The 22,052-nt window shown below is 64.5% G+C and carries 21 protein-coding genes; 14 read left to right on the top strand and 7 right to left on the bottom strand.

The window, feature by feature from the left end; all coding sequences use genetic code 11:
• From EYQ35_00765 to EYQ35_00750, 4 genes are all read left to right on the top strand, one after another.
• A partial coding sequence (locus EYQ35_00765) for a hypothetical protein (GenBank protein ID HIF62677.1) occupies window positions 1-1,253 on the top strand: 1,253 nt, incomplete at its 5' end.
• A 104-nt stretch (window positions 1,254-1,357) separates the two neighbouring features.
• The gene (locus EYQ35_00760; GenBank protein ID HIF62676.1) at window positions 1,358-1,804 is read left to right on the top strand and encodes a hypothetical protein; all 447 of its coding nucleotides are present in this window, start codon (window positions 1,358-1,360) and stop codon (window positions 1,802-1,804) included.
• Window positions 1,801-2,940 (top strand): ferritin-like domain-containing protein, encoded by a 1,140-nt coding sequence (locus EYQ35_00755; protein HIF62675.1) that lies wholly within the window; start codon window positions 1,801-1,803, stop codon window positions 2,938-2,940. Before EYQ35_00760 ends, EYQ35_00755 begins: the two co-directional genes overlap by 4 nt.
• Window position 2,941: 1 nt before the next feature.
• Window positions 2,942-4,036, top strand: coding sequence for a hypothetical protein (locus tag EYQ35_00750; GenBank protein ID HIF62674.1), 1,095 nt, complete (start codon window positions 2,942-2,944; stop codon window positions 4,034-4,036).
• On the opposite strand, the gene EYQ35_00745 is transcribed toward EYQ35_00750, so the two are convergent.
• Together EYQ35_00745 and EYQ35_00740 are read right to left on the bottom strand one after the other, a co-directional pair.
• On the bottom strand, window positions 4,033-4,542 hold the full coding sequence (locus EYQ35_00745; protein ID HIF62673.1) for a peroxiredoxin: 510 nt from the start codon (window positions 4,540-4,542) through the stop codon (window positions 4,033-4,035). The genes EYQ35_00750 and EYQ35_00745 overlap by 4 nt on opposite strands.
• A gap of 92 nt (window positions 4,543-4,634) precedes the next feature.
• The gene (locus tag EYQ35_00740; GenBank protein HIF62672.1) at window positions 4,635-5,480 is read right to left on the bottom strand and encodes an alpha/beta fold hydrolase; all 846 of its coding nucleotides are present in this window, start codon (window positions 5,478-5,480) and stop codon (window positions 4,635-4,637) included.
• 125 nt (window positions 5,481-5,605) lie between these two features.
• Between EYQ35_00740 and EYQ35_00735 the strand changes: the two genes are divergently transcribed.
• Window positions 5,606-6,670, top strand: a complete 1,065-nt coding sequence (locus EYQ35_00735) for a glutathione S-transferase (protein HIF62671.1) — start codon at window positions 5,606-5,608, stop codon at window positions 6,668-6,670.
• 30 nt (window positions 6,671-6,700) lie between these two features.
• On the opposite strand, the gene EYQ35_00730 is transcribed toward EYQ35_00735, so the two are convergent.
• The 5 genes from EYQ35_00730 to EYQ35_00710 form a co-directional block, all read right to left on the bottom strand.
• Complete coding sequence (locus EYQ35_00730) at window positions 6,701-7,774, bottom strand: ketoacyl-ACP synthase III (protein ID HIF62670.1); 1,074 nt, start codon at window positions 7,772-7,774, stop codon at window positions 6,701-6,703.
• Complete coding sequence (locus tag EYQ35_00725; GenBank protein ID HIF62669.1) at window positions 7,767-10,340, bottom strand: ABC transporter permease; 2,574 nt, start codon at window positions 10,338-10,340, stop codon at window positions 7,767-7,769. Before EYQ35_00725 ends, EYQ35_00730 begins: the two co-directional genes overlap by 8 nt.
• Before the next feature lie 6 nt (window positions 10,341-10,346).
• The gene (locus tag EYQ35_00720) at window positions 10,347-11,120 is read right to left on the bottom strand and encodes an ABC transporter ATP-binding protein (GenBank protein ID HIF62668.1); all 774 of its coding nucleotides are present in this window, start codon (window positions 11,118-11,120) and stop codon (window positions 10,347-10,349) included.
• Complete coding sequence (locus tag EYQ35_00715) at window positions 11,117-11,725, bottom strand: PadR family transcriptional regulator (GenBank protein ID HIF62667.1); 609 nt, start codon at window positions 11,723-11,725, stop codon at window positions 11,117-11,119. The genes EYQ35_00720 and EYQ35_00715 overlap by 4 nt, the downstream gene beginning before the upstream one ends.
• Before the next feature lie 239 nt (window positions 11,726-11,964).
• Window positions 11,965-12,984 (bottom strand): glutathione S-transferase family protein, encoded by a 1,020-nt coding sequence (locus EYQ35_00710; GenBank protein ID HIF62666.1) that lies wholly within the window; start codon window positions 12,982-12,984, stop codon window positions 11,965-11,967.
• A gap of 86 nt (window positions 12,985-13,070) precedes the next feature.
• Between EYQ35_00710 and EYQ35_00705 the strand changes: the two genes are divergently transcribed.
• From EYQ35_00705 to EYQ35_00665, 9 genes are all read left to right on the top strand, one after another.
• Window positions 13,071-14,348, top strand: coding sequence for a redoxin domain-containing protein (locus tag EYQ35_00705; GenBank protein HIF62665.1), 1,278 nt, complete (start codon window positions 13,071-13,073; stop codon window positions 14,346-14,348).
• Window positions 14,349-14,466: 118 nt separating this feature from the next.
• On the top strand, window positions 14,467-15,162 hold the full coding sequence (locus tag EYQ35_00700) for an ATP-binding cassette domain-containing protein (GenBank protein HIF62664.1): 696 nt from the start codon (window positions 14,467-14,469) through the stop codon (window positions 15,160-15,162).
• On the top strand, window positions 15,159-16,085 hold the full coding sequence (locus tag EYQ35_00695) for a hypothetical protein (protein HIF62663.1): 927 nt from the start codon (window positions 15,159-15,161) through the stop codon (window positions 16,083-16,085). The genes EYQ35_00700 and EYQ35_00695 overlap by 4 nt, the downstream gene beginning before the upstream one ends.
• Window positions 16,082-17,254 carry a hypothetical protein gene (locus EYQ35_00690; GenBank protein ID HIF62662.1) on the top strand — a complete coding sequence of 391 codons (1,173 nt, stop codon included), beginning with the start codon at window positions 16,082-16,084 and terminating at the stop codon, window positions 17,252-17,254. The genes EYQ35_00695 and EYQ35_00690 overlap by 4 nt, the downstream gene beginning before the upstream one ends.
• Before the next feature lie 59 nt (window positions 17,255-17,313).
• A complete protein-coding gene (locus tag EYQ35_00685; GenBank protein ID HIF62661.1) occupies window positions 17,314-18,702 on the top strand; it encodes a S41 family peptidase in 1,389 nt (462 codons plus the stop codon).
• A gap of 10 nt (window positions 18,703-18,712) precedes the next feature.
• The gene (xseA, locus tag EYQ35_00680) at window positions 18,713-20,062 is read left to right on the top strand and encodes an exodeoxyribonuclease VII large subunit (GenBank protein HIF62660.1); all 1,350 of its coding nucleotides are present in this window, start codon (window positions 18,713-18,715) and stop codon (window positions 20,060-20,062) included.
• Window positions 20,059-20,964 (top strand): M23 family metallopeptidase, encoded by a 906-nt coding sequence (locus EYQ35_00675; protein ID HIF62659.1) that lies wholly within the window; start codon window positions 20,059-20,061, stop codon window positions 20,962-20,964. The genes xseA and EYQ35_00675 overlap by 4 nt, the downstream gene beginning before the upstream one ends.
• 37 nt (window positions 20,965-21,001) lie before the next feature.
• Complete coding sequence (locus tag EYQ35_00670) at window positions 21,002-21,487, top strand: hypothetical protein (GenBank protein ID HIF62658.1); 486 nt, start codon at window positions 21,002-21,004, stop codon at window positions 21,485-21,487.
• Window positions 21,367-22,044 (top strand): molybdenum cofactor guanylyltransferase, encoded by a 678-nt coding sequence (locus EYQ35_00665; protein HIF62657.1) that lies wholly within the window; start codon window positions 21,367-21,369, stop codon window positions 22,042-22,044. The genes EYQ35_00670 and EYQ35_00665 overlap by 121 nt, the downstream gene beginning before the upstream one ends.
• Window positions 22,045-22,052 lie beyond the last annotated feature (8 nt).

The following is a 22,052-nucleotide window of genomic DNA, read 5'->3' as shown; positions in this document are numbered from 1 at the left end:
CTGCGACCCTGGCCGTGATCGGGCTGGACGGTGGCACCTGGGACCTGCTGGATCCTTGGATACGCGAGGGCAAGCTGCCCAACCTGGCCGCCATCGCGGAACGCGGCTGTCGCGCGCCCCTGGGCTCGATGAAACCGAGCGTGTCGCCCGTGATCTGGACCACGGTGGCCACTGGCCTGGACCCCGAAGATCACGGCATCACCTTTTTTCTAAGGACGGGCGGGGGCGATTCTCCGCGGCCGGTTGACAGCGGCATGCGTACCGCGCCCGCGCTATGGAACATGGCCTCGCGATCGGGGGTCGACGTTGCGGTCATCGGTTGGTTCGTGAGCTGGCCAGCCGAACCCCTGAACGGTCGCATAGTGAGCGATCGCGCGCACTACGGTCCGGGGGTAGAGGGGCGTACTTTTCCAGCGGGGTACCTGAGCGACCTCAAGCCGCCGGGGCCCGGCAAGGTCACCGAGGCCATGCCGCGCTTCCTCACGGCCGACTACGATCCCGGTCGCATCGCCGCCGGTCGCGCGACGGACGCCCCCCCCGATGATCGCATTAACTTCCTGGTTTTTGATCGTTTTGTGCGCGCGTGGACCCGCGATCGTTTTTATCTCGACGCCGCCCACCGCCTGCTCGACGACGGGGCTCCGCCCGAGCTGCTGTTGCTCTACCTGCGCGGTACCGACGATGTCCAACACGGTTTCTGGAAATTCATGCAGCCCGAGTTTTTTGAGGGTGTGACCGAGGAGCAGGTTCGCGACTTCGGGGGAACCATCGAAAACTACTGGCGCTGGGTGGACGAAGAGCTAGGGTTGTTTGTAGACCGCTTGCCTCCCGACAGCGCCTTGCTGCTGCTTTCCGACCACGGCGCCGGCCCCGCGGTGGGTGAGTTTGCCATCACCAAGCCAGACTATATGCATCTTTCGGGTGCCCATCGCGACACGGGAATAATCGTGGCGGCGGGCCCGGGCGTAAAACGTGGCTGCAAAGTTGAGGGGGCCACCGTGAAAGACATAGCGCCCACGGTGCTGGCCTGGATGGGCATGCCCGTGGGCCGCGACATGGTGGGCCGGGTGATAGATGACTTGTTCGAGGCCGGCCCGGCCGTGGCCCGCGAGGCGGGCAGCGTGGCCACCTGGAAACGCGGCGAAGCTACTGCCCCGGGCGATACTGCCCCGGGCGATACTGACCCCGACGAGAACGACCCCGCCCGCGACGACGTACTGCGTCACCTTCGCTCCCTCGGCTACATCAACTGAGTAGAAGCGGCGAAAAGGTTGCAGGCCCGGTGTGCGGCCAGCTACCCGGTCCTCTTGCATGGGGTAGGGTGGTGGATATTCTTCGTGGGCCGTAGGAGCCCACGATGAAAGTAGATTTTCCGTCCGCCAGTTTTTTCGAGGCGCTCAACGCTCGCATGGCCCAGGAGCAGGACCGTTTCACCAAGCTGGGTTACTTTGACACGACCTTTGGTGTCACGGTCGTGGGACCGGGCGAGCAGCGCCGCAACTACCTGCTCAACTTCGAGGTCTACGAGTGCATGGGCGCGCGCGAGATAGACAACCTTGAAGGTGAGGATCCCGACTTCGTGCTCGAGGCCGACATCGCCCAGTGGCAGGACATGCTGCGCAACATCCAGTCCAACGGTGGCGCCGACACCGACCACGGAATCAACACGCTCACGCATTTTGGAGAGGGCATGAAAGTGATCTACGACGACCCCGAGCGACACGACAAGCTGTTCAGGTTTTCGGAGAGCATACAGGAGTACTTCGACCTGGCTGCCGGCCTGGAGATCGAGTACGCATCATGAGCTATCTCGCCACCAGTCATTTTCTCGACGACAACGAGTTTGTCGACAAGTACCTCTACAGCATGCGCACGGGTGAGCTCGACCTGTCCTGGATGGATGCGGCCACCAAGGAAGTCCATTGCACGTCGGCCAACGAGCGACGCGGGCTCACGTTTCGCGACCTGGACGTCGACGGCTACGGTTTCTCCGAGCTCCCCGACGTCGTGCGCGAAAATCGCTGCTACGCACCGCGCGGCGCCGAGATTCCCGACGGGGTTCCCGACATGCAGGCAGGCGTCAATCGCAGCTCGGACGTGTGGGCATACAACGTGGAGGGCTACGTAGAGGAAGCCATGAGTCGGCAGTGGGACGCCACCACGGACATTCCCTGGGCCGAACTGCAGGAGGCCGAGCTTCCCGAGGAAATAGGCAAGGCCTACGCCCAGCTGCTCACCTTTCTCACCGAGGTGGAGATGATCGCAACCGATGTGCCTGCCAAGTGGATGGGCCAGGTCAACGCCGACTTCATCGAGGTGAAGAACTTCATCGCCTTGCAGGCCATGGACGAGGCGCGCCACGCCGAGATCTTTCGCAAGCGCGCGTTGTCTACCGGCTACGGGCTGATGCGCGCCAGCGTACAGAACGAATACAACCTCAAGTTTCTGCGCGACGCCGAGACCTTCTCGGAGGCATCGGTCACCCTGCACCTGCAGGCCGAGGGTAACGTGCTTACCCTGTTTCGCTTCAGCGAGTACATCAGTCCCACCGACGCCGACAAGAAGATGTTTCGCCTGGTGATGCAGGACGAGGCTCGCCACGTGGGCTACGGCATGCAACACCTGAAGTGGCTCATGAAACACAACCCCGAGTGCCGCGAAACCTTGCACGCCCATCTCGAGGAGGCCGAGAATTTTCTCTTCGGATCGATCTTTGCCAACGAGGTTTTTGAGCCTTTCGTCATCCTCTCGGGCAAGGGGCTGAAGAAGGAGAACATTGACAAGGGCATGGTCATAACCGGCATGTTCCAGATGAGGCAGACCGAGGAATACTTCGAGAGGCTCGACAAGTGCGGGCTCACCGACCGCAGGGAACGCAGTCGCCTGCACGAAGTATACGAGTTGACCAAGCAGGGGCTCGCCGCGCAGGGGGCTATCTGAAGTGGCCTACTTTGCCGACCGCCAGTACTTTGACGACCCCGAGGCTATCAAGCGCGGCACGGAGTTCGGAGAGGGCAAGCTGATACTCGACTGGTACGAGATCGAGACCGACCGGGTGCGCTGTACACCGTCGGACCCGAGGCGCGGATTGACCTACGAGGACTGCAGTAAGGGCGCCTATTCCTGGGACCTGCTGCCCGAGTTCGTTCGCCACAACTACTCCATGGCAGCGCGCGGCTCCGTGCTGGTGCCGGGGCTACCCGACATGGGCTATACCGAGAACCGCAAGTCGGACATCTGGGCAGATAACATCGGCGAGCTATACGAGGAATCAAAGTCTCGCCGCTGGGCTCCCGCGGTAGACATCGACTGGAAGGCGCTGGCGGCCACCGACTTCGATCCGGCGGTGACCGCCTCGATGTGCCAGCTGTGCACCACGTTGAGCGAAGTGTCGCTGGTGGTCATGGAGTTTCCTTCGCGTTGGGTCTACCTGGTCAACCAGGAGTTCCTCGAGCTCAAAAGCCTGCTCTGTGCGCAGATGATGGACCAGGCCCGCGCGGTGGAGGTCTTTCGCAAGCGCGCGCTCAGCTCGGGTGGGCTCAAGCGCGCGAGCGCTAACGTGCAGCAGGCCTTGAAGGAGCTGCTCATGGCCGACAATTACATCGAAGGCTCGATCGGTATCAACCTGCTGGTCGGCAGCCTGCTGCTCGGCGTTTACCGTGTCGCCGCCACGGCGTCGACCATCGACGCACACTTGTTCCGGCGCTGCGAGCAGGACGCCGCGCGCCTGGTGGCCTACGGTATGGGCAATCTCGCCTACCATCTTGCCCATCGCGAAGGTCGGCAGGAAGTTCTCAACGAGTACCTCGACTCGGTGGAGCATTGCTTTGCGGGTATAGCCGGCGCTACCGAGATGCTGGAGCCGCTGATCGTGATCGCGGGCGGTGGCACGGAGCCTGGGCAGGTAGCAAGTGGCCGCGCCAGGGTCGCTTCGATTTACCGCGTGGTGGTCGATGAGTACCTCGGCCGCCTGGCTGCCGCCGGCCTCGAGCGCCGCGACCGCAGCCGCCTGCCCGCCTTCTTTGACGCCGCCTAGGACTCCTTGACGGCGGCGAGCACTTCGTCGGCGTGGCCGGGAATCTTGATCTTGCGCCACTCGCGCAGCAGTCGGCCATCCTCGCCTAGCAGGAAGGTGCTGCGTTCAATTCCCATCACCTGCTTGCCGTACATGTTCTTCTTCTTGAGGGTGTCCCAGCTGCGGCAGACTTTTTCGTCGGCGTCCGACAGCAGCTCAAAGGGGAAACCCTGCGCGGCCTTGAACTTTTCCTGCTTGGCGACCGTGTCTCGTGAAATGCCCAGGACAACTGCCCCGGCGCGCTTGAACTTCGCGTGCAAACCAGCGAAATCCAGGCCTTCCTGCGTTCAACCGGGTGTCGCGGCGCGCGGGTAGAACCACAGCACGACTTTTTTGCCGGCAAGATCGGCGAGCTTTATCTTCTGATCACCCGTGGCTTCAAGGTTGAAGGCGGGCAGCTTGTTGCCGACTTTTATGTTGGCAGGCTTCACGGGCTTGGCCGCTTTGGCGGACTTGGCAGTTGTCATTCCTCACTGACTGCCGCGCACGCGCTTCGCAGTCAATGCGGGGCGGGCTGCTGGTCGCCAGGCGCCCGGTGCTTATGCTCCCGGCGGGCCTCTCAGTCGAACACCGAGTCGGGGAATTCGACCACGCGGTCACCCAGGGTGAGAACGAGAAAACGATGCAGCTCGTCGGCCAGCTGTTGCGGCGCGACCGCCGGCCACCAGTGGCCTGGTAGCGTAGTGTCGGAGAGTTTCGCAGAGGCCCGCGAGGGAGCAGCTGCCAGCTTCACGAGCGGGTCGTCCTCTGCAGAGAACATCAGTGTGGGCACGTCTTCACCATTACCATCGCCGCTTTCAGCACTCGATTTGCCCGGGCCGGCCAACATCAACGCGGCCAGTAGCCAGTCGGGTTCCTCGCTCAGCCAGCTGTTGGAGCGGGCAGTGCCAATCACACCCTTGGGTGCCACGCCGGGGTTCGCCTTACCTGGTCGCCAGCGCTGCATCATTCCTCGCGAACGTTGCCAGCTCTCGCCCAGGACGGCGGGAGCGACGGGCGAGAACAACACGGTGGCCATGGGTTGCACCCTGGTGGTCAGTTCCGCAGCGAGGTGAGCGCCGAGGTCGGCGCCGAAGACGATGATCCCGGCGTTGGTTTCGGCGTCTGAATTGTCGGCTGGTGCGTAGCCCTGCCGGGTGCGCCGGGCCAGCTGCTCGGCCACGCGTGCGGTCTGCTCCACCAGCCCATCGAGGCTCGTCGCCCCCGGGCTCTTTTGGTCGCCCGAGCCGCCGTCGCGCGGCAGCAGGTACAGCTCCCATCCACGGTGGGCCAGGCGGGTGGTAAGCGGTCGCCAGCATTCGAAGGACTGGAACAGACCCGGCAACAGCAGTATTGGCGCGCGATAACGGCCGGCTTCGGGGCTTTCATAATACAGTTCACATTCTGCAATCGTGGTGCGCGACACGTTACTGGTTTACGATGCACTAGACGCCAATTCCACAGCCGTGCAGAAAAACCTCGCCGAACCGCCCGAATGGGTGTGATACAGCGTTGACGGCTTGCACGAGCGCCAGTTATCTTGGTTCAGGTATGGCAGTTCACTGGCAGTTCATGGCTACGCCGTTTTCGTACTTCTCGGCGAAAATACGTCCGCTGCTCAGGTACAAGAACGTCGATTACGAGGAGATCGCTCCCACGCCGGTCGTGTACCGCGAGGTAATACGGCCGGCCACCGGGTCTTACTTCATTCCGGTGCTGATCTCGGGTGACGACGTGTTGCAGGACACCCCGCGCATGATCGAGGCGCTTGAAGCCCTGCACCCCGAACCGGCCGTATTGCCTGCCGACCCGGTGCTGCGATTGGTGGCCGAGATCATCCAGGATTTTGCCGACGAGGCGATGATACTTCCGGCCATGTATTTTCGCTGGAGCTTTCCCGAGCAACGCGCGTGGATCGAGCACGACTGGAGCGTGTGCACCGGCCCCGAGTCGGCGCAGATGGCCGAGCGCATGTCGTCATCGCTGCCACCGCTGGGCATAAGCGATCGTACGCGCCCCTTGATAGACGAGTGGTTCAACCGCTTGCTCGAAGTACTCGACTTTCACCTCGACGGCAGCCGGTTTCTCCTGGGCGATCGCTTGTCGCTCGCCGATCTTGCCATGGCCGGCCCCATGCACGCCCACCTGGGCCGCGACCCGGTGCCTGCCCGACGTATGCGCGCACACGCTCCGCTCGTGATGGCCTGGCTGGCCGAGATCAACGAAGCCGCGCCGCCCGCCCCCTGGGCAGCCGACTTTGAGCTCAAGGAGAGTCTCGGCCCCTTGCTGTCCGAGATAGGTCGGGTGTTCGTACCCATGCAGCTGGTGGCGAGCGGTGCCGTCGCGGCTGAGATCGCCGACCTCGCCCCGGGCGAGCCGGTACCGCGGGTACTTGGCATGGCCGAACAACCGGTACTGGGCGTGAGCGAGCAACGCTTGCTCAACAGCTACTCTGCCTGGCGGCACGTGCGTACCGCCGAACGCTACAAGCACCTGGCCGATGATGATCGCGCGCGCGCTGACCAATTGCTGGGCGCACACGGTTTACTGCCCTACCTGCACGAAGCTCCCGAGCCTGCCCCGGTGATGGATGGCTTCGAGCTGCGCCGCGGCTGAGCGACGGCGACCAGCCGCTGCCGCGTGATCTTACCAGCGGAGGGCGGTCACGCCGGCTGAAAAACCGGCTGCGGCACCCACCATCAGCACGTGGCTACCGGCGTCGAGACGTTCCTGTTCGACTGCCCTCGCGAGCGCCATTGGCATGCTCGCGGCGGCGGTATTGCCGCAGTCGGTGAGCGTAAATACGGCGTCGTCCACAGTCCATCCAAAGCGGCCGCCGACGTTGGCAACCGCCGAAATGCTCACCTGGTGGGGCACGATGAGGTCCACATCGTCAGCTTGCCAGCCAGCGCGATCGAGCACGTGCTCTATCATGTCGGGCAGCAAGCGGTAGGCCGCATCGTAGAGCGGGCGGGCCTGGCAGGTGAACCAGTTGCCGTCGCTGGCGCCGGGATAGCGTGACCCTCCGGAGCGTATGACCGCTGCCTCCCACATGTCACCCTCTGTTACGAAGGAACTGGCCAGCAGGCCGCGGCCGTCACCCGCCGCCGGCACCACGAGGGCAGCGCCACCGCCGTCGCCCAGGGTTATGGAGCCGATGTATTCCAGCGGATCGACGGAGGCTTCGGCCAGGTGCCAGGGTATGAAGGGCGCCAAAGATTCGCCACAAGCCACGGCTACGCAGTCGAACTGACCGGTGGTGACCAGCGCGTCGGCCACCTGCAGTGCGCTGAGGAATCCGTTGCAGGCATTGCCTACGTCAAAGGCGGCGCCGCGTGCGCCCAGGCGTGACTGTACCATGTTGGCGGTGCAGGGTTCTATGCAGTCGGCGGTGGCCGACCCTACGATGATGCAGTCGATGTCATCGAGCGACCAGCGGCTGCCCTCCAACATGTCGAGCACAGCCAGCGCGGCGAGTTCCGATCCCGGTGTGCCGGGCTCGGCCACCCTGCGTGCTCGCACGCCGGTGATCTCTTCTATCCAGCCGGGTGGAGCTTCCACCCGCAGGCGGCGCTCTATGTCTACCGACAACAATTCGCGTGGCGGCAGGTAGCTGCCCACCGCGGCTATGCGCGACGAGACCACAGCGGGAGCCGTTACTTTAGAAGCCGCCGCCCCGGCGGGCATGTTTTTTGACCTGCCCAAGCGTTGTTCAGTCACTGCGCAGAGCCTCCATGGTGTCCACCCGGGTGGCCGCCCGCGCCGGGCCCCAGGTTGCCAGTGTGGCTACAAGGGCCGCCAGCAGGGCTGCCCGTGCTGTTGATTGCCAGGGGAAGTGTAATTCGAGTATCCAGCCTAGCAACCAGGTCCAGTGAAACTCCACCCACATCCAGGCCGACACCGCGCCCCCGAAGATACCCAGGCAGATGCCGGCGCTGATGAGCACCGCCGACTCGGCCATTACTGAGCGCGTGAGCAGTCGCGAATCGGCGCCCACCACCGACAGCAACGCGAACTCGCGCCGGCGGTCGTTTACGCTCGAGGCCAGCACGTCGACGATGCCGGCGAAGGTGACGATGAGCATCAGCAGCTCGAGCGATCCCGCCAACGCGAAGGCGCGGCGAACGTGGCTCGAGTGGTACTCGAGAAGCGACGACAACGACAGCACTTTGAGGTCTTCTCGGTCGCGGACTGCGTGTACCAGCGCAGCGCGCATGGCCGCCGGCTCGCGCGACGACGAGGTGTACACGTGCAGGCGGTTCACCGTGGGGTCGCGCCACTGCGCGGCGTAGAGGTGCGAGGCCAGTACTATGGCTCCCTGGTCCGAGGTGTAATCCACCACTATGCCCATCACCGGTAGATCGAGCTCGCCCTCGAGCGTGTTCATCACGAGCTGTTGCCCGAACTCAACCCCGTGCAAGCGCGAAAAGTTTTCGGACACCAGCACCGCATCTCCCTTTCTCACGGCCCGAAGCGCATCGCTGGGCCTTCCCTCTACGAACCACGGCCCGTAGTGATCCACCGTAAAAAAACCGTCCGACAGGGCCAGCAGTCCTACCCGCGCCGCCCCGTAGTGGTAGCCCGAAACCAGGCGCAGTGTTTCTACCCGGTCGACACCGGGCACGGCCTCCACCCGGGGCAGTATGGCCGAGTCGATGGGCTCTTCGAGCCATCCGCCGCGCGTGTGCCTCGAGGAGACCGAGAAGTCGCCGTCCATGAAGGTGCCCACGTAGCCGACGATCGAACGCTCGAAGCTCAGGAACAGGCCGGCAAAGGTAATGGTGGTGGCCAGGCTCAGGGCGAGCGCGGCCACGGCGACTGCCGATCTGCGCGAGCTGCGCGCCAGGCTTTCCGATGCCATGCGGCCAGCCAGTCCGAAGGTGCGTACCAGGGCAGGTCGCAGGCGTAGCGCGAGCCACGATACGGCGGGCACGCTGGCGAGTATGAAGGCCAGGAACCACGCGGTCGAGGCGATGTTGCCGAACATGATGGAGCGAAATTTCACCTCGGCGGCGATGCAGGCAACCACTAGGGTTACCAGCGCAGCTGCGGCGAGGGTAAAGTAACGTGACTGGCTGCCCTCGAGGGCTTCGCGTCCACTGGGGCGGTCGTCGAGGGCTTCGAGCGGGTGCAGCGAGGCGGCTTTCCACGCCGGCAGTAGTGCCGCCACCAGCGAGCACAGCGTGCCCAGGCCTATGGCCTTGAGCGCAACACTGGCGTCGAGTCCACTGGCCGTGATCTCGGCGCGTACCTGGAAGATCACTCCCATGGCTCCCGACAACTGGCCCGACAGTGCTCGCGCCAACAGAGCGCCCAGCAGGCAACCGATAGTCGAGGCTACCACTCCGCAGGCGACAGCCTCGGCGGCGAACATCAACATGATCTCGCGCCTGAGCACGCCCACTGCGCGCAGCGTGCCAATGGCGCGTTGCCGCGAGACGACCGAGGCCGATACCGCGCTGTAGACGATGAACATGCCGGTGAGCAGGGCAAGCAGGCTGAGCGAGAAAACCATGACCTGGAAACTTGACACCGCGTTGGCAAAATAATTTCCGCGTCCGTAGGGAGTCACCACCTCGGCCCTGTGGCCAACGGCCTCGCTGAGCAGGGCCTTGATGTCGGCCACACTGGCGCCTTCGGAGGGCACTATGTCTATCCTGTCCACCAACCTGTCGAGTGCGAGCAGCCTCTGCGCGGCCATGATGTCCATGACGAGGAAGTCTTCGCCCGTGGCGGCGAGCAGCCCGTCACCCGCGAGCAGGGCGGCCACCCGGAACTGCTGCCGACCGATGGCGCCGGCCACCGTGACCGTGTCACCCTCGGCCAGTGACAGGCGCCGGGCGGTCTGTTCGGGTAGCAGGGCTGCGCCCGGGTCGGCGAGTATCTCGAGTGGGTCGCCGCCACCCACGATCGTGACCCCGTAGGTTTCTTCGGCGCGGGGGTTGGTGAAGTCGGTTGCGAACAGCCGCAGGCGGGTCGCGCTGTCGGCCATGGGCACCGAGGCGTCTATGACCGGCAGCGCGGCCTTCACTCCGGCGACGCCGCCCAGGTCGTAGGCCAGCTCGTCGGGCAGGCGCGAGTCGGTGCCAGGCGCCACCAGTTGCAGCTCGGCGCGGCCCGAGGCGTTTTCCATCGAGCTGCGGAACTGCTCGACCACCTCGCGGTTGAGCAGCTCGATGGCCGACACCATCGACACACCGACCACTATGCCGCCGAGCATAAGCGCCGTACGACCGGGTTTCAGCCGAAGCTCGCGAAGAGAGACCAGGGTGAAAAGTCGCAACACTGTTTCTTACTGCAGGACCGCGGCGGCCTTGCCTCCGTTTTTGCCGCTGGTTTCTGCCACCGCGCCCCGCTCGTTGGGTTTGCTGTCACCGTTATCCCGAGGTTTCAGGTAGGTGTCCTCGCTCACCAGCCCGTCCACCAGCCGTACCACGCGGTCGCAGTTGGCCGCCCACACAGGGTCGTGGGTGACCACCAGCATGGTGACACCCGTGCTGTCGTTGATGTCGCGCAGCAGGCTTATGATCTGGCGGCCGGCGGCCGAGTCGAGGTTGCCAGTTGGTTCGTCGGCCAGTACGAGTCTGGGCGAGATCACCAGCGCCCTGGCGATGGCCACGCGCTGCATTTCGCCGCCTGACATCTGCGGCGGACGATGCGTAGCGCGGTGGAGCAGGCCCACCATCTCGAGCGCCTTGGTGGCGCGATTCCTGCGTTCATCCGTGCTGACGGCGTCAAGCAAGAGCGGCAGCTCCACGTTTTCGCGCGCGTCGAGATAGGGCAGCAGGTTGAAAAATTGGAAGACCACGCCCACCTCGCGCCTGCGCATGAGTGTGAGTTCCTCGGCGGTCATGCGCGATACGTCGCGCGCGCCTATGCTCACCGAGCCCTTGTCGGCGTCCACCAGGCCGGCGGCTATGTGCAGCAGGGTGCTTTTGCCCGAACCGCTCGGACCCATGATGCCGCAGAGCTGGCCGACCGGGATCTCGAGGTCTATGCCCTGGGCCGCGCAGACCTGGTTATCGCCGGTGCCGAATGTCTTGTGGACGTTTTTAAAACGAATCATGGGTTAGTTCTCCCTGTTGATTGGTCGCGGATGGTGGTCGCAGCGGCCGCGGCCATTTCTTCGAGCAACGTGTGCTCTACGTGTTCGAGCCAGGAAAGGTCGGCCTTCACCCGCATCTCCAGTCCGTCCATCACCAGCCGGGTGACGGTGGACTCAAAATCTATGCCGTCCAGCTTCCTGCGCCGTCGTGCGACGCGGGCCAGGCGAGACATGTAGATGGCGCGTTGCTCGCAGACCAGGCGCTGTACTTTCAGGGGGTCGCGGTGGCGTTGGAACAAGAGGCGCAACGACAACTCGTCGCGCAGCGGGCGGGGCTCGTCGGAGAGTGGCTGCAGCAGCCAGTCATCAAGACTCTGCTCACCCTTGCTCGTGATGCGGTAGACCTTACGGTTGGGCCGGCCGATCTGCACCTGCTGTTCGCCGACCAGTTCCCCGCTGGTCTCGAGGTTGTCGAGCGCCCGGTAGAGTCGGCCGTAATTCAGTTGCCAGAAATCTTCGCAGAGGGCCTCAAACTCGGTCTTGAGTTGGTAGCCGTGTACACCGGAGCTTCGTGCAGCCACGAGTCCGAGCAAAGCGAAGTTGAGATTACCTGCCGGTATTTTCATCGGCCCCCCTTGCCTTTCGTTTATAGAGCGGCTGGCTGGAGGTGGCGTCGGGGGAACCGCAGGTCAGAAAGGCGAATTGCAGAACGCGAACAAAAACATCACGTTTTACCACTTCGGGTCAATGCTAATCTGACACAACCGGAGAAAAACTATTTCGCCCGTGATATGCCCGCGCGAACTAGGCGCAGGCAGTGGTTAGAACGCGGGCCGTGGCGCGCCGCGTCAGGAAAATAACTCGCTCAACAGGCCAGCCAGTCGAGGCAGCCGCTGCGTTTGAGCAGGGGGGTGAGCTTCGACTCGTCGTCGGCCTGCGCGGCCGCATCGGCGTATTTCTGCTTGAGCGCGGTCAGCGAGCGCGCGTGGTACTTCTGTGTCTGCTGCACGAAGGGTCGGCCGTTCAGGTCCACTTCGAACTTCTCGTCGCCCCGGGCCAAGGCGACGGCGTTGGCCGTTGACCAGGGTAGGAACACGGCCGCCAGTTCTTTTGCGAGCAGGGGCTCGAGCGTGGCGGCCAACGCATCCCAGGTTTCGAACTTACCCTGCACCTTCGGGGTGAGCATGCGCTCGCACCATGCAGTAACAGCCGGGCTGTTGTCGCGCAGCAGCCCACCGGCAGTCGGGTCGGTCAGGCATTGGTATAGCTGTGGCGCGATGCCGAAGTCGGCCATGCAGGGACGGCCACCGAAAAGATAAGGCCGCTCAGCGAGGTGGGTTTCGAGCAGGGAAGTGAGCGTGGCGAAAGACTCTTCTATTATGGGTGCGGTGCCTTCGTTGCTGCCCACGAACGACAGCCGGGGAACCATGCGCTGCTTGATGACGTCGGCCACCCCGGAGAGCGTTTGCTCGTCGGAGTCGGGGGGGAGCATGTCGACGGCCAGGCGACCGGCGGCCGAATCCTGGTCGGCTTCACGCGACCAGCGGTAGTGAAACATGGGCTTGTTGACCCACTCGTCGCCGTATTCTTCGAGAAGCACTGATACGAAGGCCGACACCGGGTCGGGCGGCTGCAGGGACGGTTCGACAAAACGCTGTTCGAGTTTTTCGATGATGGGCGTGGAGTCCTGCATGGCCTCCTCGTCGGGCGATACCACCAGCGGAACCAGCGGCAGCTTGGCGTAGCGCTGGAATTCTTCCATGCGGTCCTGGCTGCGGATGATCCACTCGTGGGGGATCTGCTTGTAGTGAAAGTAAGCCCTGGCCTTGAGCGAATAAGGCGAAAGCTCGGATCCGTAGATACGCCAGACGGTTTCGTTGGTCATGCCCGAAGTTATCCCCCGGCCCGAGCTGAATAAAAGAGCGCGTACCGGCTGTCGTAGCGGGAGGCTGTGCTTGCTATGTTGCCGGCGTGCATCCGGTACTGTTCAGCCTGGGCCCGTTCACGGTCTACAGCTTCGGCGTGATGATGGCCGCCGGCTTCTACTTTGGCTCCATGGCCGCCGTAAGCGAGTTCCGCCGTCGCGGTGGCGACGGTGATAAGATGTGGAACTATCTCGTGTGGGTGTTCGTGGCCGGTCTGCTGGGCTCGCGCCTGCTCTCGCTCACCAACGACCTGTCGGCCCTTGCCCGCAACCCGTTGCAGGCGTTGCTCTCGGGCGCGGGTTTCGTGTGGTACGGGGGGCTGATCGGTGGCGCGGCCGTGGCCTGGCTACTGGCAAAACGCAATCACTTCGATTTCCCTACCGTGCTCGAGTGCTGTGCGCCGGCGCTCGCCCTGGGCCAGGCGCTGGGCCGGGTGGGTTGCCACGTGGCGGGTGATGGCGACTGGGGCAAGGTGACTTCCGTGCCCTGGGGCGTGGCTTACGAAAAAGCGATTATAGGCTGGCCACACGCTCCGGGCGTGCTCGTGCACCCGACCCCACTGTACGAGTTTGCCGGCTACATGGCTGTTTTTGGCGTGTTGTGGGGGCTTCGTCGTCGCGACCTGCCCCGCGGCACGATGTTCGCTCTTTACTGTGTACTGGCCGGTTCTGTGCGCTTTGGGGTAGAGTTTCTGCGGGTAAACCCGCTGGTGGGACTGGGCCTGACCCAGGCCCAGTTCATTGCCGCGGCGATGGTAACGGGAGGCCTGGCTTGGCTTTTCTGGCGCAGGGGGGCGTTGCTGCGGGGCCTGGGCACCCCGGCGGCGGTGGTAGTGCTGGCCCTGGGCTTGCTTGCCCTGCCGGGCTGCAACAGCACGTCGGGCTTGTCGCGCGGCCAGAAAGCCCCTGATTTCATGCTTGTGCGGCCCGATGGCGCCGTGCGCAAGTTGTCGGGTTACCGCGGCAGTACGGTGCTGCTCAACCTGTGGGCCACCTGGTGCCCGCCCTGCATAGAAGAGATGCCCCTGCTCAACGAGCTGGCGGCCGACTACAAGGACCGTGGCCTGCGCGTGGTGGGCCTGGCGGGCGACGACGAACCGGCTCGGGTTAAAGAATTTCTCGAGCGAAGCCCCCTTGACTTCGAGATCCTCTTGGACCCCGACGGTCAAGTAGGTACACTGTATGGTATAACCGGTTATCCGGAGACCTTCCTGATCGATCGTGAGGGGCGTGTACAGGGTAAGTACATTGGCCCGCTGCCCGCCGAGGGTGGGCGCCCAAGCGCGGAGCTCAGGAAGAGAATAGAAACCCTGCTGGGAGGCTGATCGTGGCAACGCGGTATCGGCTACGCGGCCGCCGGCAAGAGGGTGTGGTGCAGGTGGTGTTCGCAGGAACACCTTGAGAGGAGAGAGGAGGGGGCCGTACGCGGCTCCCGGGTTTCAGATGATCCGGCTTAACAACATAGGTAAATCTTTTAAGGGGCGCCTCGACCCAGCGGTTGACTCGGTGTCGCTGCACGTGGAGCCGGGAGAGTTCGTGCTGCTCACCGGCGCCAGCGGTGCGGGCAAGACTACGCTCATGCGCATACTGTTCGGCGATGAGATGGCCACCGTGGGTACGGGCGTTGTCAACGGTCGCAACCTTGACTGCATGGAGAGCGACGCGCTGGCCGCTCTCAGGCGCGAGATGGGCCTGGTGTTTCAGGACTCCCGCCTGATCGATCGCTTGAGCGTGCGTGAGAACGTTGCCCTCGCGGCCGAGGTTGGCGGCGTGTCCTGCACAGAGGCTCGTCGCAGGGCCGACGACCTGCTGTGCATGATGGGCATGGAGGACTACGGCGACATGCTGCCGCTGCACCTGGCCAGCGGTGAGCGACAGCGGGTGGCCCTGGCACGCTCTCTTGTCAACGATCCGGTGCTGCTGCTCGCCGACGAACCTACCGGCAGCCTCGATCCCGATACCACAGCCGAAATTCTCGAGCTTCTGCAGGAAGTAAACCGTCGTGGCACCACCGTGCTGATGGCTACCCACGACATGGACGCGCTTGAGCAGCTTTCGTGTCGCATGCTCGTGATGGCCGGCGGGCGCATAGTAGAAGACAGCCGCCTGGGGGAAGACCGCCCGGACCGCGTTCAGTGAGCCGGGGACGACCCCAGCTGCAACCAATCTCGTTTTTCGTTCGCCGCGCCGTTGACAGCATTCTCGCTACGCCGGTCATAAGCAGCGTCACCATAACCTCTATCGCGGTCAGCGTGCTGCTGGCCGGCACCGTCCTGCTGGTGGGTAGCAACGTCTACCGAGTGGTCTCTGGCGTGGCCTCCTCTGGTGTTGACGTTTCGGTATACCTCGCCAACGGGGTGAGCGAGGCCCGGGTGGTGGAACTCAAGAAAAGCTTTGCCGCCACCGAGGGCGTGGGCAGGGTGCAATACGTTTCGAAGGACGAGGCCTGGCAGTTCCTGGCGGGCAACCTGGTGGGCAGCGCCGAACTGCTCGACGGACTCGACGCCGAGGTGTTGCCCGCGTCGTTTGAGCTGGCCCTTGAGCAGGGGTTCAGCGGCCCCGGGCTCGACTCCCTGCTCGAGTCGTGGTCGGCCATGCCCGAGATCGAAGACGTTCAGTACAATCGCCAGCTGGGTCGCCGACTGCGCGGCACCATGGGGCTGGTGCGCTGGGTGGCGTGGGCGCTGGGGGCGCTGGCGCTGGTGGCCTCCACCATTATCGTGAGCGCTACCTTCCAGCTCGCGGTGTTTACGCGCCGCGAAGAAATGGAGGTGCTCAGGCTCGTGGGGGCCGTCGGCACTGCCTACTGGGGACCCTTGCTGCTGGCCGGCCTGCTCGAAGGGCTGCTGGGTTCGGCTGCTGCGGTGGCCATGCTGGCGCTGGTGTTCCGCCTGACCGCCGGGCCGCTGGCGGCCGAGATGCCGCTGCTAGCCGGCGCGACTGCTTTTCTCACGCCGCTGCAATCTGTGACGCTGGTGGCCTGGGGAGCCGGCCTTGGTGTGGTCGGTAGCTGGCTGGGCATGCAGAGGTTCGCGGCCTGGAGCTCGGCGCCGCAGCGATGAAAGCCGGCGTCGCCCGGATGGCAAAGATTTCTACGGCCGTGCTTTGCCTGCTGTTGGTCGCCGGCGTCGCGGGCGCGCGCGATGATATTGTCGCCGATAGTGTCGCCGCGGCCGAACTCACCGAACCCGGCCCGCTGCTCGAAGAGATCCAGGATCTCGATGACACGCTGATTCGCACCAGCCGCAACTTTGACCGCCTGCGCGAGGAGCAGGACGAGCTCACCCGCGAGCGGGACGCCCTGGCCGCCGAGCTCGAGGGGCTCGAGCAGCGCCGCGTCGGGGCCCGGCTGGTTATAGAAAAACGCCTGGCCGGCATCTACCGTCGCGGTCGCCTGGGTAGCATGGGCTCGCTGCTGGGCATGGCGTCGGCCAACGATCCGCTGCGCATGGCTCGCTACCTGGTGGCCGTGTCGAGGGCCGACAACGGCGCGCTGCACGACTACGAGCAGGCGCGCGACGGGTACCTCGAGGGATTGTCGCGTCTTGAGCAGGCCGGCCAACAACTGCAAGGCCGGGTGGGCGCGGCCCGCGCAGTCATGGACGAGAACGGGGGGGCGCGCGCGAAAAAAATCGTCCTCTTGCGGGGACTCGAAAAGCGCCTCGATGAACGCAGCCTTGCCGAGTCGGCCGGATCATCTGGCGGGCAGTCGGGCACCGCGAGCGGCGCCCGCGAAAGAGAAGGAGCCATGGAGCGAATCCTCAAGCGCGATCGCGGAGGCAGCTCGGGACACCGCTCGTCGCTGCGTGGGAGGACAGGGCTGCGCAGCTTCTCGCGGCGACAGGGGCAGCTCGAGGTGCCAATGACGGGCAAATTGCTGCGGGTGTTCGGGCAGGAGGGGCGACGACCGGGTACGACCAGCCAGGGTCTCGACGTGCTCGCGGCCTCCGACCGCGGGGTGAAGTCGGTGGCCCGTGGAGAGATAGTGTTCGCCGGACCCTTCCCGGGAATGGGAAACACCGTGATCATTAGTCACGGCGACCGATTTCACACTGTTTACGCGCGCCTGGCGGCCCTCGACCGGGAGGTGGGCGACGTCGTCAGCGCCGGCCAGCAGGTGGGCAGCGTTTCGGCGCTCACGCGCACCCTGCACTTCGAGCTCAGGCGCGAGGGGCAGACCACCGACCCCCTTAATTGGTTTGCCCGCGGCGGCGGCGCCTTCACTCCCTGAAAGCGAAAGCCCCCCCCCCTTTTGGAAGCCTCGAAGTCCTTGGTATATACTTAGTCGGTATGGCTTCACGCAGACAGCCCGCGACTAAAAAAACCCGCTTTTCACAGGCCCTGGCCGGTAAAAAACTGGCAGTTCTCGCTATCGCGGTAGCGGCTTGCACGGTGGTTGCCCTGCTTCCCACCACGGGCCGCGTGGCCAACGCCGCCCGCAAGGGCTACGAGCAACTTGAGTCCTTTGCCCGCATAATCTCGATCGTGCAGAAGAACTACGTCGACGACGTAGAGACCGACGCCCTGATCGAGGGCGCGATCAACGGCGTGATGTCGGCCCTCGACCCGCACTCTGCCTACCTCACCCCCGACCTCTACAGCGAGTTACGGATCGACACGCGCGGCAGGTTCGGTGGCCTGGGCATTGAGATCACCATGCGTGATGACGTACTCACCATCATCACCCCGCTCGAGGACACGCCCGCGTTTCATGCCGGCGCCAAGCCCGGCGATCGCATAATCGCCATCGACGGCCAGTTGACCAAGGGCATGGCGTTGATGAATGCGGTCTCGCTCATGCGCGGCCCCAAGGGCACCGACGTCACGCTGACCGTGGCCAGGGAGTCCGAGGTCGAGCTGGTGAGCATGACCATCACGCGCGCGGTGATCAAGGTGGCCAGCGTCAAGGATATCGACCTGCGCCAAGGTGATTACGGCTACGTGAAGCTCGCCCAGTTCCAGGAGGGTACCAGCCGCGAGTTGCGCAAGGCCCTCGATGAGTTGCGCGACCGGGCCGACGACGGCGTGCTCGACGGACTCGTACTCGACCTGCGCAACAACCCTGGTGGCTTGCTCGACCAGGCGGTAACGGTGTCCGATACCTTTCTTGATGCCGGGCTGATCGTTTACACCGACGGGCGCGTGCAGACCCAGAACCAGCGCTTTTACGCGTCGGCCGAGTCCACCGAACCGGCCTACCCCATGGTGGTGTTGGTCAACCGGGGCTCGGCGTCGGCCAGCGAGATCGTCGCCGGGGCGCTGCAGGATCACAACCGCGCCGTGGTGGTGGGTACCTCCACCTTCGGCAAGGGCTCGGTGCAGACCATACTGCCGCTGGGAGACGACGCGGCCCTGCGGCTCACCACGGCTCGTTACTTCACTCCTTCAGGTCGATCGATTCACGGCACGGGCATAACGCCGGATGTTGAAGAAGAGGCGCTTGACCAGGGTGCCCACGAAGGCGTCAAGGACGGCCCTGGCTCCTCGGATGGGGATTCTTCGGGAGACGATTCCCCTGGCGCGGATTCATCGGACGCGGTTTCGTCGGACGGCTCTTCCGGTGATGGCGAAGTGACCGACCGACAACTGCAGCGGGCCTTTGACCTGCTGCGCACCTGGAAGGTGTTTTCCAAGGTCGCCAGTTTCAGCGACGGGCCGGCTGCGCCGGCGGTTCCCTGATCGCTGACTCGTGGCGCAACAGGGCACACTCGATAACAGTGTAACGGTGAGCGAACTGCTTGCCGAGCTGGGGCAGACCCTCGAGGCCGGGTTTTCAAGCGTGGTGCTCAGCGGCGAGCTGTTGTCGTTCAAGCAGCCGGCGAGCGGCCATAACTATTTCACCATGGGCGATGGGAAGGCCGCTATCGATTGCGTCATGTGGCGCAGCGCGGCCCAGAAGCTGAGCTTTGAACCCGAGGCCGGCGACGAAGTGGTCTGTCGCGGCAGCGTATCGGTTTACTCCAAGCAGGGTCGCATGCAGTTCTACGCTCGCTCGATGCATCCGGCAGGCGAGGGCGCTGCGCGACTGGCGCTGGAAAAACTCCGTAACAAACTGAAGGAAGAAGGCCTGTTCGACGACGATCGCAAGCGCGAGTTGCCCTTCCTGCCGCGCACGATTGGCGTAGTTACCTCGCGATCGGGTGCCGCGTTGCACGACATACTGGTGACCCTGCGCAGGCGTTACGCTGGCGTGCGCGTGGTCATACGCGCGGCCACCGTGCAGGGGCCGGGTGCGCCGGCCGATCTTTGCCTCGCCATGTCCGAGCTCGCCGAGTTCGGCGCTTGCGACGTGGTCATACTGGGGCGCGGTGGCGGGGCGAGCGAAGATCTTGCCGCGTTCAACGACGAGAAACTCGTGCGCGCCGTCTCAGCTTTTCCGGCACCGGTGGTTTCAGCCGTGGGCCACGAGACCGACTTCAGCCTTTGCGACTTCGCGGCCGACCGGCGCGCGGCGACGCCCACCGCGGCTGCCGAACTGGTGGTGCCCGTGTATAGCGATCTTCTGGCTGATCTCGACCAGCGCAGTTTGCGCCTGAGGTCGGCGATGCAACGCAGGGTCGAGTCGGAAGGCTATCGCTTGCGCGCGGCCAGGGCCGGGCTCAAGGATCCAGCCCTGCGAGTGGCCGAGGGTCGCCAACGAAGCGACGAACTGGGCGTGGCGTTGGAAAGGGCACTCACCGGTCGGGTGTTGCAAGCCCGCGAGCAATTGACTGGCCTGGCCTCAAGCCTGGCGCTGGTCGGTCCGGGACAGCGTATGCTGCCGCGCTGCCGGAGCGCTACCGAGAGCGTGGCGGTGGCCTTGCGCAGCGCGCTGACGCGGCGATACCAGCTGGCTGGCAACGCGCTGGCAACTGCCGAGTCGAGGCTGGCAGCGCTCAGCCCGCTGGCGGTACTTGAACGCGGTTACTGTGTTGCAACCGACTCGTCGGGAGCCGCGCTTACGGTGGCGTCGCAAGCGGCGCCCGGAGATAACCTGGACCTGCGCCTGCACCGCGGTGCACTCAGGGCGCAGGTGCTTCTGACAACGGAGGATGAATGAAAAATTTTCTCAAGCGTAATCGTTTTGCCGGGCTTTATATGCCGGCATTCGCACCACCCGTGGCAACCGTGGCCCTACTGGTAGCGGCGTTTCTGTTCCTGCCGTCTCACGCGCCCGCCATGGATGTTGGCGAGCTGGTCTTCGACCCGACCGAACCGCGCCCGGGGGATATAGTGCGCGTGGTCACGAGGCTGCCCATGAAGGTACACGCCGGCACGCTTACCGTGGAGGGCCGTACCTTCAAAGGATTTGAGACCGGCGGCTTGATGACCACTTACATAGGCATAGACCTGGGCGTGAGACCGGGCCTCAAAGACGTGCGCTGGCGCATGGGTGCCGAGACAGGCGCTTACGGCGTCACGGTGGTCGACAGGGAGTTCGGCAAGGAGTCGCTCAAGGTGGCGTCGAGCTACACCGACCTCGACCCCAAGACCATAAAGCGGGTCACCGCCGAGAAGATCCGGCTCGATAAGCTCTGGAAGCAATCCACGGAGGAGAAGTACTGGTCAAAATCTTTCGTGCGGCCCGCGGTCGGCCCGGGCGGTTCGCCTTTTGGCCTGCGCAGGTTTTTTAACGGCCAGGCCCGCAGCCCCCATTCCGGCATAGACATCAAGGCCAACCGTGGCTCGGAGGTGTATGCTTCGAACACGGGCAAGGTCGTAGTGGCCGACGATCTTTTCTTTACCGGCAACACCGTGGTCATCGATCACGGCCTGGGCCTCTACACGATCTATGCCCACCTCTCGAAGATCGAGGTCGAAGAGGGGGTGATGGTGGAGCGTTCGCAGTTGCTCGGGCTGGTGGGTGCCACCGGGCGGGTGACCGGGCCGCACCTGCACTGGGCTGCAAAGCTGGGTGGCGCACGGGTGGACCCGCTGGGCCTGCCCGGCCTGGTATTTTGAGCCGGCGGGATGATTCGATCCGGCGGGAAGTTATGATGTGGCCCTGCTGCGCGCGACGATGAGTTACCCGCTGCTTGCCTTCGAGAAGTCGGACGATCCCGAGGGGGAGTGGATGAGTATGGGCCTGCGCATGAAGCTCGATCTCGCGGGCTTGCGCATCTCGTTGGCCGACTGGCAGGCGCTCGAACCCGACGACAGGGCGGCGCTCAACAACGCCCCCGCCGAAGCCCAGGCCGAGGTCGAGTCTTTCGCGGCACTACTCAAGCGGGCCATGCAGAGCGTGAGCAGGACTTGCGAATCCATCACGGTCGAGCGTGTGGGTTCCGCCGTGAACTGGAAAGACAGCTGTGACGAGCCTGTCGAGGTGACGAAGATGAGGACCGACGCGCAGTCGACGCCGCCCTGGCAGGGCCTCGATCGTTTCGGGCGCTACGTTCTTTATTCGCTCGCGTCCCGTGGGCGCAGGAAAAAATTCGACTGGGCTGCGCGAGAGTTAGCTGCGCGAGAGCGAGACGGTCGGTGAAGGGCGTAGATGGACTGTTACTCGCCGGCGGTCGGTCGAGCAGGTTCGGTCGCGACAAGAGGGTGGCACTGTTGAGCGGAGAGCCGCTGTGGGCCATCACGCTGGGCAAGCTGCGACGGGTGGCAGGTGGTCGCGTGATGATAGCGGGCGGTGGCGGCCCGGCCCTGTACAGGCACGGCTCGCGGGTTGAGAAAGTACCCGACGCCGTGATCGGTGGCGGCCCGCTGGCGGCGTTGGTTGCCGGACTGCAGCGCAGCAGCAGCGGCCTGGTCGTGCTGGCCTGCGACCTGCCCTGGATCAGCAGTTCGGTGTTGGAGGGAGTGGCGCGGGCGGGGTTGGCCTGCGGGCTTCCGGTGGCACCGCGCGGGCCGCGGGGCTGGGAGCCGCTGGCGGCCTGGTACCCGGTGTCGGTCTTGCCCCTGGCGCTGTCGCTGCTGGGGGGTGGCTGCGCCTCGCCGCAGCGCCTGTTGGACAAGGCCGGTGCGCTGGCACTTGACTGGCCGGCGCGCCGGCAGTTTCGTAACGTAAACAGGCAGGGTGATCTTCCCGCCGCATAGTAATAAGG

The sequence above is a fragment of the Candidatus Binatota bacterium genome (assembly GCA_012960245.1).
In the GTDB taxonomy this organism is placed as follows: Bacteria; Desulfobacterota; Binatia; order UBA1149; family UBA1149; genus UBA1149.
This window is presented reverse-complemented; position numbering and strand designations above follow the sequence as displayed.